Origin of the sequence: Marinobacter sp. C1S70 (genome assembly GCF_000475355.1) — a bacterium.
Taxonomy (GTDB): domain Bacteria; phylum Pseudomonadota; class Gammaproteobacteria; order Pseudomonadales; family Oleiphilaceae; genus Marinobacter; species Marinobacter nauticus.
Window position 1 is genome coordinate 78,962 of record NZ_AXBW01000013.1, and the last position, 13,523, is coordinate 92,484.

Below are 13,523 nucleotides of genomic sequence, written 5' to 3' on the forward strand. Positions count from 1 at the left end.
TTCTATGATGGAGTATAGATTCAGAACACGATTGGCAAGGACACATTTTGAGCCTCAAAACCCGCATTCTCGGGCTGGCCGCGCTGTTGATCATAGCGGCAGGAACCGCTTCCTGGCTGGCCTATCGGGCATTATCGGAAGATATTATTGAACGCTGGGGCCAGCAGGTCGCCGAGATCCAGGTACGCTATGACAGCGCCCGGCTGTTGCAGTCCCTGGAGCGGGAAATCGGGCTGGCCCGGCAAATGGCCCGCTCCTCCACACTGATTCAGTGGGCTCAGTCACCGGAAGACCCCGCGCTGGAAAACCAGGCCATCCGCCAGATGGAGAGTTTCCGCAGCAACTTCCGGGATAACAGCTATTTTGTGGCCCTCCGCTCCAATGGTCATTACTACTACAACAACGTCTCCAACGATTACGCTGGCGACCAGTTCCGCTATGTGCTGAGCCCGGACAAACCCGACGATGCCTGGTTCTTTCAACTCATTGAGGAAGGCCGCGATTTTCACCTGAACGTCAATCCCGATACCGAACTTGGCGTTACCAAGCTGTGGATAGACGTGCTCATGCGCGATGCCGACAACAACATTGTCGGGATGGTGGGTACCGGCCTGAATCTGGACGACTTTCTGCAGGACATTGTCGACATCGGCCAGGACGGCATTACCACCCTGTTCGTGGACTATAACGGCGCCATCCAACTGTACCGCGATCGCAACTACATCGATTTTGCCACCATCATCAAACCCGAAGGCCAGAAAAACACCGTGGATCTGCTGTTCGACGATCCCCAGGACAAACAGCAGATTCTGGGCATGCTGCAGATGCTCAAACAGCGTAATGGCGAAGATGGCGCGGTGGAAAGCGGGTTTGTGTCGGTGGATGGCCGCAAGCATCTGGCCGGCGTGGCCTTTCTGCCCGCCATTGGCTGGTTTGAGATTACCCTGCTGGACCTGAACACACTGATCCCCCGGAGCTATCTCTGGCCTCTGGTAGCGGTGTTTCTGGTCAGCCTGCTGGTCACCCTGGTGCTGTTCCACCAGATCATACAGTCCCGCATTCTGCGCCCGGTCATCAGCCTCGAGGAAGCCGTGCACCGGTTACGGGACGGTCGCTTTGATCTTCCCTACCTGCCCAAACCGGACAACGAGATCGGCCGCCTGGTGGATCATTTCGAAAAAATGTCCCACTCCCTGCAAGATACCACCCGCGAGCTGGAACAGAAGGTGGCCCACCGCACCGAAGAACTGCAGCGCCTTGCCCGGGTCGATGCCCTGACCGGTCTGAAGAACCGGCGGGGCCTGGACGAGGTGATGAATGAGGAAATTCAGCGCGCGGAAAGGGAGCAGAACGGCTTCGGGCTTCTGTGGCTGGACATAGACCACTTCAAAGCCATCAACGACAGCCAGGGCCATCAGGCCGGCGACGAGATTCTGTGCCGGGTTGCGCTCTGGCTGAAAGCGGCGGTTCGGCCCTACGACTACCCCGGTCGCTGGGGTGGCGACGAGTTTGTAGTCCTGCTCTCACCCTGCGATGCCGCCACGCTGGAGCAGATTGCCTGTCGTATTCGCGCCAGTGTCGAGCAGGAAAGCCAGCGCACTGGAACAGCTGTAACCATCAGTGTTGGCGGCTATTTTTGCCAGCCCGGTGAAGATCTCGATGTCCTGCTACGCAACGCCGACCAGGCTCTGTATGAGGCCAAGCGAAACGGCCGGAATCGGGTCTGCATCCGCACGGGTGCCGGCGAGGCCATTCATCCGGCCTGACAGATCTGACTCGCACTGGCAGAACCGTTATACTCCGCTGCAACACACTTTTTTATTCAGGTTATCTCTTCATGCTCAACGCCGACGCTCTCAATCAGTTGCGCCAGCTGAAAACCGACATCAAACAGAACAAGGTGGTCTTCCCCGGTACCGTCAAGTCCACCAACGGTCGTTTCGGCTTTGTGGCCCTGGATGAAGGGCGGGATGTGTTTCTGCCTCCCGAGGAAATGCAGAAAGTCCTGCCCGGTGATCGGGTCAATGTCACCGAACACGAAGTGGAAAAAGGCAAAACCCAGGGCGTTGTCGACGAGCTGCTGGAATCGCACCTGGCCACCTTCGTGGGCCGCTATCTGATCAAGGGCAAAGGCCACTTTGTGGCACCGGAAACCCCGGGCATCAACCGCTGGATTTTTATTCCGCCGAAAGAGCGCAAGGGCGCCCAGCCCGATGACTTCATCTACTGCCAGATTCACCGCCATCCGATCAAGGACGGCAAGGGCCAGGCGAAGGTGCTGCGGGTGATCGGCAAGGCCGGTGAGCCGGGCATCGAACGGGCTTTCACCCTGGCCAACTTCGATTTGGCCGATGCCTGGCCGGAAGAAGTGCAGAAGCAGGCCGACACCCTTACTGAGGAATCCGTTGCCTCACACCGAGAGGGCCGGGAAGACCGTACCGAGCAGCCCTACGTGACCATCGACAGTCCGGGCACCCAGGATATGGACGATGCCCTGATGGCAACCCCGAATGCCACTGGCTGGACCCTGTCCATCGCCATCGCCGACCCGACCGCAATGATCGACCCGGGCAGCCCGGCCGAAGAAGAAGCCTTTAACCGCGCCACCGCCATCTATTTCCCGGGTGAGCCACTGCCGATGTTACCGGACGCCATCAGCACCCGCCTGTGCTCGCTGATGCCAGAGGTACCCCGGTTGGCCCTGGTGTGCGACCTGCAGGTGAACAACGATGGCAGCCTGGGCGACTACAGCTTTCGCCAGGCCGTCATCCGCTCCCAGGGCAAGCTGAGCTATGAGCTGGTGTCACACCTGATTGAAGGTCGGGAAGACGATGACATCAAGGCCTTGCCCGAAGCCGTCGCCAACAGCCTGGACCAGCTGCATCAGGCCGCCACTGCCCTGCGCAAATGGCGCTCAGAGCACGCGTTACTGAGCAATGATCGCCCCGAATTCCGGTTGCGTCTGGACGAAAACAAGCGGATCCGGGTGATTGAACCGGCAGTGCAGAACGAAGCCCACCGGCTGGTGGAAGAATGCATGGTTGCGGCCAATCGTTGTGCGGCCGATTTCCTGCAAAAGCAGGGGCAAGGCCTGTTCATCCAGCATCCGGGGCTGCGGGACGACCGCGCCGACAATATCCGTAAACTGCTGGAAGGTTACGCCCCACATCTGGCCGAACTGGATGCCACCAGTGCCGAAGGCTTCAAGGCGTTGATGAAACACACCGATGGCCTGCAGGCCGATGTGCCGGTCAAGTCCATTCTCTCGCGCCAACTGGCCCGGGCCGAACTGGGCTTCGAGCCTGCTCCGCATCAGGGTATGGGACTGGCGGCCTACACCACCTTTACTTCACCGCTGCGCAAGTTCTCGGACTTCTACGTGCACCGTCTGATCAAGGCCGCACTCTGGGATCAACCCATCAAGGCCCTGAACCCGCAGCAGCTGGAGAGTCTTCAAACCACCCAGTTCCGCGCCCGCATGGCTGCCAACACCCTGGAGGCCTGGCTCAAGAGCGATTACGCCAAAGGCCTGCCGGCAGATCCGATGGAAGGCACCATTACCCGCACCATGCCGTCGGGGTTTTTCGTCCGCCTGGATTGCAACGGCCTGGAAGGCTTTGTCAGTTGCAAGGATCTGGAGGGCAAGTTCAGCTTTGATCCGGTTACGCTGCGCCTGGTTCACAACAAGAACGGACGGATCTTCCAGCTGGACCAGCGGGTAACCGTGAGTTTTTCCGGTGTGGACGAAGAGCGTCGGCAGATCAACTTCAAACTGCTCGAGGCCGAGGACATTAATCCCGGAACCGACGACAAGGGTTGAAAACCAGCCGGGCAGACACACCGTATCTGTTCAGAGGTCTTCTGTTTTCAGGAGGTGTGTTATGCCCATCAGTCCTCAGGAATTTCTGCGAAAGTACGGCTTCGACAAGGAAGAAGAAGAGCCCGACCACAGCCTGCGCCACAATGCCATGGAGCATGCCAGGCATTTGAAACGCCCCCATGCCGGCACTCCCCATGACTGGGAAGAGTGGGAAAGGTTCAAGAAGGAACACCCGGATCAGGTCGAAGACGACGACTGACCCGGGACGGCATCAGCTAGGGTTCTGGTCCTGCCGGGCCAGCATTCGCCCTAGCCGCTCGTCTTTGGCACGCCACAGATCGCCCAACCAGTCCTTGACGTTGCGGCGGTGCTCGGCGTCCTCAGAGTAATCCCTGCCCTTGAGGTGTTCCGGAATGGCCTGGGTATCAATGGTCATCCGGATCTCCGGCACCCGCCCACAAATGAAGTCCCAGAACGTTGGAGCGCCATCGGGATAGGCAATCGTGACATCTACCAGGGTATCAATGGAATCACCCATGGCATCCAGCACAAAGGCCACTCCACCGGCCTTGGGCACCAGCAAATGCTGGTACGGTGACTTCTGCCGGTCGTGCTTGGCCGGGGTAAAACGGGTGCCTTCCACAAAGTTCATCACGCTCACCGGCGTGTAGCGGAATTTCTCACAAGCCTTGCGGGTCGCCTTCAGATCATCGCCCCGTTTTTCCGGGTGCTTGATCAGGTATTCCCGGGTGTAGCGTTTCATAAACGGGAAATCCAGCCCCCACCAGGCCAGGCCGATCACCGGCACCCAGATCAGCTGCTGTTTCAGGAAGAACTTCAGAAACGGCGCCTGGCGATTGAACACCCGCTGCATGGCGAGGATATCCACCCAGCTCTGATGATTGCTGAGCACCAGATACCAGCTCTCGCGCTTGAGCTTGTCGGCGCCTTCCACGTGCCAGCGGGTATTGTGGGTGAGCTTCATCCAGCCTGTATTGCAGGCCACCCACGACTCCGAAATCCAGATGATCACGCGGGTGCACAACACCCGGAAACCCTTGTGCGGAATCACCAGCTTGAACACCGCGGGGATATAGAGCAGCAGGCACCAGAACACGGTGTTCAGGCCGAGTAGCAGGGAATTAAGCACGCCAATAACGGGGGCAGGCAGGAAACTGAGCATGGGCATCCTGTTGTGGTTGTTGTTTCCGAAGCCCGCAATCATAGCAACCTGGCAGCCGCTTGGGCAGTGGCCCGAAGTGACCAAAACGCCGACCGGATGTGACAGTCTTGCCATGGCTGGGGGAATGAATCCACTCTATTATCTGACTCCACACGCACCGCAGCTACACCGGACACCCTATGCGCAACCCCCTGAAATCCGCTATCAAGACCTCCTCCGGCCTCGCCCGCCAGAGCGCACTCTACGCTGGCAATGCCTTCGACCGGATTTTCCGGGCGGCCAGCCTGGTACAGGCAGGCCAGACCCCGTTCGAAACCCTGCACAGCAATGGGCTGGTGAGCCTGCGATACTATCCGCCGCTGGAGGAGGATTTCATTGAACTGGATGGCATGGTGATCCCGGTAGAACGCAAGACCCACCGCACGCCGATCGTCATCATTCCTCCTCTGGCCGTAAATATGCTGATCTATGATCTGTTTCCCCAGCGAAGTCTGGTGCGTTTCCTTCGAGCCAGAGGATTTGAGGTCTATCTGATCGACTGGGGTATGCCGGGCCGGGAACATACCCACTACAACATGCATACCTATGTTGCCGAATTCCTGCCGGAGTATCTGAATCGGGTCCGGGAACACAGTGGGGAACAGGAACTGTCACTGCATGGCTGGAGCATGGGCGGCATGTTCACGCTGTTCTACTCTGCCCTCAGCAAGGACCAGCACATCCGCAACGCCATCGTCCTGGGCCTGCCCATCGACAGCCATGCTTCCGGCCTGATTGGCTGGATGTATCAACGGATTGCCGATGTCGCCGAACTGGTTCGCAAGCGCACCGGCTTCCGGCTCCACGACATGAAACCGCACTGGTTCCACACCCCGGGCTGGGCCAACACCATCGGCTTCAAGTTGACCAACCCGGTTGGCAGTGTGATGGGTTACTGGGAGTTGATCGTGCGCCTGGGCGACCGCGAATTCGTCACCAACCATGCCACCACCTCGGCCTTTCTGGACCGGATGGTAGCCTACCCCGGCGGCGTCATCCAGGACACCGTGGTCCGGGTCTGGATTGATAACCAGTTGGCCAAAGGCCAGATCCAGATTGGCGACGACTTCGCGCGACTGGAAAACGTAAACGCCAACTTACTGGCTATCGCCGGCCAGGAGGACACCCTGGCTACACCCGGCGCCGCCAAGCGAGTGATGGACCACGTCAGCTCCACGGATAAGACCTTCCGGGTGGCCCCCGGCGGGCACATGGGGATACTGGCCGGAAGCAAAGCGCCCCGTGCGTCCTGGCTTGAGCTGGCCGACTGGTTGGCTGCAAGGTCTGACTGATACTGCTTTCACAAGCGGCAGGTGGCAGGGAGGGCTTTCCACCGCTGACTTTCCGTCTTCCCTGCTTTAAACTGCCACCCATGAAACCTGTTGATATGTTGAGCCTGGATCTGCGATCTCTGGCAACGTTTGTGGCGGTTCTGGATGAGGGCAGCGTGTCCCGGGCGGCGGTTCGCCTGGGCGTTACCCAATCGGCCGTGAGCCACACCCTCGAGCGCCTGAGACAGGCCTTCGGCGACCCCCTGTTTGTGAAATCCGGGCGCGGCATTGTGCCCACCGACTACGCCCTGCGCACCGGCCCCCACATCCGCCAGTTGCTGGATGATCTGCGCACCCTGCCCTCCGGGCCGCCCTTCGAACCGGCGTCGGCGGAATTCACCTTCACCATTGCCGCCAACGATTACCAGCGGGATCTGCTTCTGCCCGGGCTGCTCCGAATCCTGCGGCAGCAGGCCCCGGGCATCCGGCTACAGGTGATTCCCTCCGGCATCCCCAACGCCGACATGCTGCGCAAAGAAGCCTGCGACCTGATCATCAGCCCGCACGCACCGGAAACCACGGACATCATGCAACGGGGCCTGATGGCGGACCGCATGGTAGTGTTCTATGACCCAAACCAACGCAACGCGCCGACAGATCTGGCCGAATACCTGAAAGCCGATCACATCGCCCTGATGTTCGCCACCGGCGAACGACCCGGCTTTGAAAACACCCTGCACGCCAAGGGCCTGGACCGCCGCAACGTGGTCACCGTCTCCAACTTCTCCGGCCTGCCCGAATTCCTCCGCGGCACCGACATGCTGGCCACCGCCCCGGAACGCATGAGCGCACAACTGATGCGGGACTTCGCCTGGGTTCCGCTTCCCTTCGACTACAAGCCCTTTACCCTGCTGATGCTATGGCACCGGCGACACCAGAATGACCCGGCCCACCGCTGGGTGCGCAACCAGGTAAATTCGGTTGCAGCGACCATGAACGGGCTGAACGATTAATCAATCAGTTTTGTTCATGTATTGCATGAGGCTACCAGCCGTTATCTAAACGCACCATAAAGCCTAGACTTCACGTCAATCGTCGACCTAGCGCAACTCTAAAGTCAGGACTAATAGTGTTAGCACTCACAAGCATCTGGACAACCATACTGCTGGCCGCCGCCGTCGCCCTCGGGCCACTGGCCGTGGACATGTACCTGCCAGCATTGCCCCAGATCGGCGCCGACTTCGATGCCGGCACCGATCAGGTCCAGCTGACTCTGAGCGTCTACCTGGCCGGCTTCGCCATAGCACAACTCATCTGCGGGCCGCTGGCCGACCGCTTCGGCCGCAAACCCATCATGATCGGTGGCTTCCTGCTATTTACTGTTGCGAGCATCGGCTGCGCCCTGGCCAACAATATCGAAACCCTGCAGCTGTTCCGGTTCCTGCAAGCCCTGGGCGGCTCCGCTGGCCCTGTGTTGGGTCGCGCCATCATCCGCGACATCTATACCCCCCGGGAAGCCGCCAAAATCCTCGCCCTGCTGGCCAGCATCATGGCCCTGGCACCGGCGGTGGCCCCTACCCTGGGCGGCTTGATGGTCGGCGGTCTCAGCTGGCACTGGATCTTCATCGCTATGGGCGGCTACGCCCTGGTCATGGCGGCGGTCACCGCTTTTGGCATCCCCGAGCCACTGAAACCGGAGTATCGCCAGCCCCTGCGCCTGTGCCACCTGTTCGCCAACTACCGGCGCATCAGCACCGACGCCAGCTTCATTGGCTACACCCTGACCAACGCCGCCATCTACGGCGGGCTGTTTGCCTTCCTGTCTGGCGCGTCCTTCGTGCTGATTGACGTACTGGGGGTTCAGCCGGAGCACTTCGGCTTCTACTTCGCCGCCATCGTCGTGGGCTACATCGCTGGTAATCTGGGCTCCATCCGACTGGCGCGTTACCTGGGGCCGGATCAGATCCTGTTCTACGGTCTGATCACCGCTCTGGCCGGCGGCGCCATCATGGCGCTCCTGGCCTACCAACAGGTTTACAGCCCGTGGGCGGTGATGATTCCCCAGGCCATCTTCATGGCCGGTACCGGCCTGGTACTGCCCCAGTGCATGGCCGGCGCCCTGGCCAACTTCCCCACCATGGCCGGCTCCGCCTCCGCGCTTTTTGGTTTTATCCAGATGACCGCCGCCGCCATCGCCGGCGCCATCGTCGGAGCCCTGCACAATGGCACCCCTCTGGTGATGGCCACCGTCATCGCCACCTGCGCCGGCCTGGCCATGATCGGCTACCTGCTGCTGGTACAACGCTACCCGGCGAAAGCCTTTGAAACCGGAAAAGCCAGCGCCTGAGAGGCTCGCACGAGCATGATCCAGCTAAAGTCGGGGATGAAAAGTCATCCAAAGTAAGCTACACAGAGTAAGTTGCAGAACATAAAGCCAAGGAACTCTCAACAAACTCAGGAGCAGCATATGAGCAACGTCACCCTCGACGGCAACCCCATTGAACTGAGCGGGAAATTTCCCCAGCCGGGCGACAACGTACCGCCCTTCACTCTGACCAGCAGCGGGCTGGAAGAAGTCAAACTCGACAACTGGGCCGGTAAACGCAAAATCCTCAACATCATCCCCAGCATCGACACCGGTGTATGCGCCGCCAGCACCCGCAAATTCAACGAAAAGGCCGGCAGCCTCGACAACACCGTAGTACTGGTCATCTCCGCCGACCTGCCCTTCGCCGCTTCGCGTTTCTGTGGCGCCGAAGGCCTGAAAAACGTGGAAACCCTGTCCACTTTCCGCAACTACAGCTTCCAGCAGGACTACGGCGTGGCCATCCAGAACGGCCCCCTCGCCGGCCTCTGCGCCCGCGCGGTGGTGGTGCTGGACGAGAACAACAAGGTAATCCACAGCGAACTGGTCAACGAGATCAAGAACGAGCCGGATTACGATGCGGCTTTGAGTGTGCTCTGATATTCATTGAACCTCCAAACCCCTGTTGATCGATAGAGTACAGGGTATTGCACCGCCGTCCGGGTGACCGGGTGGGGTGGGCTTTCCAAAAATTTGCGGAGCCAGGGATGGCGGAGCAGAAGCGCCACATGGATGTGCCGAAGGAGCGTTTTTTGGAAAGCCCACCCCGCTCGGTCGCTTGCATCTGAGCCGAGTGCATGCACCCGACACAAGAACTGCTAGAATCCCCGCCACACTCAATACCAAGGCCCTCAAGCTAACGTGCAAAACCACCTGCAAAACGCCTCCCTGGGCCGCCAGCTCTACCACATGACCTGGCCCATGCTCTTCGGCGTGCTCTCGCTGATGACCTTCCAGCTCACCGACAGCGCCTTCGTCGGCCAACTCGGCCGCGACCCGCTGGCAGCGCTGGGCTTTACCGTGCCCATGCAACAACTGGTCAGCGGCATGTACGTAGGGCTGGGCATCGCCACCACCGCCATCATCTCCCGCACACTGGGCCAGGGCGACGACATGCGCGCCCAACGCCTGGGCGGCCTGGTGGTCGCCATTGGGGCCGGCCTGGCTTTCCTTCTATGCCTGTCGGTCTGGCTCCTGCAAAACCTGATCCTGGACCTGCTCGGCGCCGAACAGGCCCTGCGGCCAGTCATCAGGGAATACTGGGCACCCTGGCTACTCTCCGCCTGGACCGGCGCCATGGTCTACTTCAGCTACGCTGTGTGCCGCGCCAATGGCGACACCCGCCTGCCGGGCTACATGATGATCATCACCAGCCTGCTCAACATCGCCCTGGACCCGCTGTACATCTTCGTGTTCGGCTGGGGTCTGCCCGGCGCCGCCTGGGCCACCATCACCGCCTTCGGCATTGGCGCGCTGATCGTCTACCCGACCCTGCTCAAACGCCAGTGGCTAAGATTCGACCTGCTCCAACTGCAACTGGCTCAGGCTGTACGCCAGCTTGGCGGCATCATGGCGCCGGCCATGGTCAGCCAGCTGATGCCACCTATCTCAGCTATGCTGGCCACGGCACTGGTGGCAGGGTTCGGCTCTGCCGCGGTGGCCGCCTGGGGCCTGGGCACCCGCCTGGAGTTCTTCTCCATTGTGGTAGTGCTGGCCCTGACCATGTCCATGCCGCCGATGATCGGCCGCATGCTGGGGGCAGGAGAAGTCGAGAAGATCCGCAAGCTGGTTCGCATTGCGGTGCGCTTTATCGTGATCTGGCAGCTGGCCATCGGGCTGATCTGGCTGGCCGCCTCCGGCTTCGTCTCTGGCCTGTTCAGCCGCGATGCCGGGGTACAGGACATTCTGGTGAGCTATCTGCTGCGAGTGCCACTGAGCTACAGCGGGCTTGGCGTGTGTATTCTGATGGTGTCAGTCAACAACGCGCTGGGCATGCCCATGCGCGCACTGTTGATTTCCACCCTGCGGCTATTCGCCTGCTATCTGCCCCTGCTCTGGATTGGCGGGCAACTGGCCGGGCTGACCGGGCTGATGTCCGGCGCTCTGGTGGGCAACCTGCTGGCCGGCACCATGGCCTATAGCCTGTATCGCCAGGGTATGAGCCGGTTGCGCCAGCAGGGGTAATACTCAGGCAAACCGGGCGCGGAAGCTCTCGGGCATGGGGGTTACTTCCCGGCTCTGGTAGTTAAAGAACACGAAACCGTACTTGGCCAGCGCCACTGGTTGCCCGCTGTCGGCCTTGGTCACCCGGAACACGAAATCACCGCCGTATTTGTTGAAATCCATCAGCCCCACTTCAAAGCGCAGCAGGTCCGGATAGAAGGACTCACCCTGGTACATGGTCGCGAGATCCGTGACGATGATGCCCACACCATCGTGGCCCGCCTCTTCAATGCCGTGCTCCACCAGGAATTGGGCGCGCGCTTCAGACAGCATGGAGATCAGCGCGTCGTTGCCCAGGTGGTTGGCGCCGTTGATGTCGGTGATGCGCACCGGCAGGCGGGTTTCGAAGGTGAAGGCGGTGTCGGGAAAGTCGAGTTTGATTCTGGCCACTTGGGGGTCCCCTGGGGTGCGCTTGGTGCGATTGAGTAATGGGGGTGCATCATACTCCGACCTTTGTCGCTTCTCATCCTGTGGGTTGTTCGGGTATCTTGCAAACAACTATGCGCACTTAAGCTGGCGTTTGTGGCGCTTGGGGATGAGCTTTCCAAAAACCGCTCCTTCGGCACATCCATGTGACGCTTCTGCTCCGCCATCCCTGGCTCCGCAAATTTTTGGAAAGCTCATCCCCAATCCCCACGCTGACGTTCTGCGCGCACCAAAAACACTAACAAGACTCTGAGAAGCTTATGAACATCCGCCCCGCCGCCACCCTGGTTCTGACCCGTGATACCGATAACGGTATTGAAGTCCTGCTTCTGCAACGCACCTGGGAGGCGGTGTTTCTGCCGGGTTATTACGTGTTCCCGGGGGGTGCGGTGAATGCGCAGGAGCCGGAGGGGCGGGCTCATGTGGTGGGTGTGGAGGATGCCGACATCAGTCAGACCATGAGTCTGGATGAAGGCGGGGCGGATTACATGCTGGCGGCGGTTCGGGAGTGTTTTGAAGAGGCGGGGATTCTGCTGGCTCAGGATGCGTCCGGTCAGTTGATTGGCGCCGATCACGGGGTTCACAGTGAGCGAATGGCGTTGTTTCAGGAGGAGATTTCGCTGGCGCAGTTGTGCGCGAAGCATGGTTTGACGGTGCCGCTGGACCGGTTGGCGTATCTGAGCCACTGGGTGACGCCACCGGGGCCGCCGCGCCGGTTTGATACCCGGTTTTTTGTGGCCGTGGCGCCGGAGGGCCAGGTGGCGAGCCATGATGGTACGGAAACCATTGATCACGTCTGGATTGCGCCGGCTCAGGCGCTTGAGGAACATCGGGCCGGTGCCCGGTTGCTGGGGTTACCGACGATCCGGACCTTGCGGGTACTGAGTGAGTTCGGCACGACCGGCGAGCTGATGCGTTATGCCCACGCCAATCCCCCGGAGGCGTTTCCGGATCAGCCCTGGCCGGCGGTGCGCAAGGGCAAACCGGTGATGCTGGAACCCAACGCTCCAGCCTATGACGAGGCAGTCAAGCTGGATCCGGAAGGTGAAGGATCAACCCGTGCGGAGATTGTTCCCGGGGAGCCGGTGGAGGTTGCCGCCGGGGTGGTACGGCTGACCGCGCCGAACCCCGGGATGATGACCGGCCCGGGCACCAACACCTATATTCTCGGCCATGAGCGCTTTACGGTGCTGGATCCGGGCCCGGCGAGCGAGGCGCATATCGAGCGGATTCTGGAGCTTACCGGTGGTGTGGTGGATCAGGTGGTGGTTACCCACACCCACATGGACCACTCCCCGGCCGTGGTCCAACTCAAGGCCCGCACCGGTTGCCGGGTATTTGGCTGGCCAGCGCCTGAGGGCGCGGGGCAGGATTCGAGTTTCGCACCGGATGATCAACCCGGGCACGGCGATCTGATTGTGACCGAAGCGGGCATCCTGAAGGTTTTGCATACCCCGGGCCACGCCTCGAACCACCTGTGTTATCTGTTGCTGGATCAGGAATTACTGTTTTCCGGGGATCACATCATGCAGGGGTCCACGGTGGTGATTAACCCGCCGGACGGCGATATGAAGGCCTACATTGATTCCATGTACGATCTGCTGGCCGAGCCTGTGCGCTTTATCGCACCGGCCCATGGTTTTCTGATGGGCCAGCCTGCGGCGGTGATGGATTACCTGATCACCCACCGGCTGTCCCGGGAACACAAAGTGTGGCGGGCGCTGGAGGCGCTGGCACCGGTCAGTCTGAAAGACCTGACCGCCAGGGCCTATGACGATGTCCCGGCCGCCATTCACGGCCTGGCCGCCCGCTCAGCGCTGGCGCACCTGCTGAAGCTGGAAGCCGAACACAGGGCGTTCGCCGACGACGGGCTCTGGCACGTGGTCGCGCCAGACTGAGCCTACTTCTTGGCGATCACCCATACCGCGTGCACGATGCCCGGAATGTAACCCAGGATGGTCAGCAGGATGTTGATCCAGAAATGCTTGCCGATACCAACCTGTAAAAAGACGCCTAACGGCGGTAACAGAATTGCTACCAGAATTCGCAAAAGATCCATTCAGTTCTCTCCTTGACGGGCGTAAAACAGTCATATCACTGCAAGATAGCAGTGGTATGACATTTCACCATATTGAACCGGGTAAATTCGGCCCGGTTTCATGAAAGTGGCATTAAACCTCTGTCACAGCCGTATTC

12 protein-coding genes are annotated in these 13,523 nt (G+C 60.3%); 9 read left to right on the top strand and 3 right to left on the bottom strand.

The window, feature by feature from the left end; genetic code table 11:
• Positions 1 to 47: 47 nt before the first annotated feature.
• The 3 genes from Q669_RS04080 to Q669_RS04090 all read left to right on the top strand — a co-directional run bounded on the left by Q669_RS04080 (position 48) and on the right by Q669_RS04090 (position 4,079).
• Complete coding sequence (locus tag Q669_RS04080) at positions 48 to 1,766, top strand: GGDEF domain-containing protein (protein ID WP_022991346.1); 1,719 nt, start codon at positions 48 to 50, stop codon at positions 1,764 to 1,766.
• A gap of 71 nt (positions 1,767 to 1,837) precedes the next feature.
• Positions 1,838 to 3,820 carry a ribonuclease R family protein gene (locus Q669_RS04085; protein ID WP_022991347.1) on the top strand — a complete coding sequence of 661 codons (1,983 nt, stop codon included), beginning with the start codon at positions 1,838 to 1,840 and terminating at the stop codon, positions 3,818 to 3,820.
• Positions 3,821 to 3,881: 61 nt separating this feature from the next.
• Positions 3,882 to 4,079: a hypothetical protein gene (locus tag Q669_RS04090; RefSeq protein ID WP_011787196.1), complete on the top strand. Its 198-nt coding sequence runs from the start codon at positions 3,882 to 3,884 to the stop codon at positions 4,077 to 4,079.
• Positions 4,080 to 4,091: 12 nt separating this feature from the next.
• On the opposite strand, the gene Q669_RS04095 is transcribed toward Q669_RS04090, so the two are convergent.
• Positions 4,092 to 5,003 (bottom strand): acyltransferase, encoded by a 912-nt coding sequence (locus Q669_RS04095; RefSeq protein ID WP_036148786.1) that lies wholly within the window; start codon positions 5,001 to 5,003, stop codon positions 4,092 to 4,094.
• Positions 5,004 to 5,182: 179 nt separating this feature from the next.
• Between Q669_RS04095 and Q669_RS04100 the strand changes: the two genes are divergently transcribed.
• From Q669_RS04100 to Q669_RS04120, 5 genes are all read left to right on the top strand, one after another.
• Positions 5,183 to 6,334, top strand: a complete 1,152-nt coding sequence (locus Q669_RS04100; RefSeq protein ID WP_011787198.1) for an alpha/beta fold hydrolase — start codon at positions 5,183 to 5,185, stop codon at positions 6,332 to 6,334.
• Between the two features lie 80 nt (positions 6,335 to 6,414).
• The gene (locus Q669_RS04105; protein WP_031210070.1) at positions 6,415 to 7,326 is read left to right on the top strand and encodes a LysR family transcriptional regulator; all 912 of its coding nucleotides are present in this window, start codon (positions 6,415 to 6,417) and stop codon (positions 7,324 to 7,326) included.
• Between the two features lie 116 nt (positions 7,327 to 7,442).
• Positions 7,443 to 8,660: a Bcr/CflA family multidrug efflux MFS transporter gene (locus tag Q669_RS04110; RefSeq protein ID WP_022991350.1), complete on the top strand. Its 1,218-nt coding sequence runs from the start codon at positions 7,443 to 7,445 to the stop codon at positions 8,658 to 8,660.
• A 120-nt stretch (positions 8,661 to 8,780) separates the two neighbouring features.
• Positions 8,781 to 9,278 carry a thiol peroxidase gene (gene tpx, locus Q669_RS04115; protein ID WP_011787201.1) on the top strand — a complete coding sequence of 166 codons (498 nt, stop codon included), beginning with the start codon at positions 8,781 to 8,783 and terminating at the stop codon, positions 9,276 to 9,278.
• A gap of 261 nt (positions 9,279 to 9,539) precedes the next feature.
• Positions 9,540 to 10,862: an MATE family efflux transporter gene (locus tag Q669_RS04120; protein ID WP_022991351.1), complete on the top strand. Its 1,323-nt coding sequence runs from the start codon at positions 9,540 to 9,542 to the stop codon at positions 10,860 to 10,862.
• A 3-nt stretch (positions 10,863 to 10,865) separates the two neighbouring features.
• Here the strand turns inward: Q669_RS04120 and Q669_RS04125 are convergent, their stop codons facing one another.
• The gene (locus Q669_RS04125; protein ID WP_014423046.1) at positions 10,866 to 11,291 is read right to left on the bottom strand and encodes a thioesterase family protein; all 426 of its coding nucleotides are present in this window, start codon (positions 11,289 to 11,291) and stop codon (positions 10,866 to 10,868) included.
• A 296-nt stretch (positions 11,292 to 11,587) separates the two neighbouring features.
• On the opposite strand from Q669_RS04125, the gene Q669_RS04130 reads away from it, so the two are divergent.
• Positions 11,588 to 13,225 (top strand): MBL fold metallo-hydrolase, encoded by a 1,638-nt coding sequence (locus tag Q669_RS04130; protein WP_022991352.1) that lies wholly within the window; start codon positions 11,588 to 11,590, stop codon positions 13,223 to 13,225.
• Positions 13,226 to 13,227: 2 nt separating this feature from the next.
• Here Q669_RS04130 and Q669_RS19230 read toward each other — a convergent pair whose 3' ends face one another.
• Positions 13,228 to 13,386, bottom strand: coding sequence for a YqaE/Pmp3 family membrane protein (locus Q669_RS19230; protein WP_014423048.1), 159 nt, complete (start codon positions 13,384 to 13,386; stop codon positions 13,228 to 13,230).
• Positions 13,387 to 13,523 lie beyond the last annotated feature (137 nt).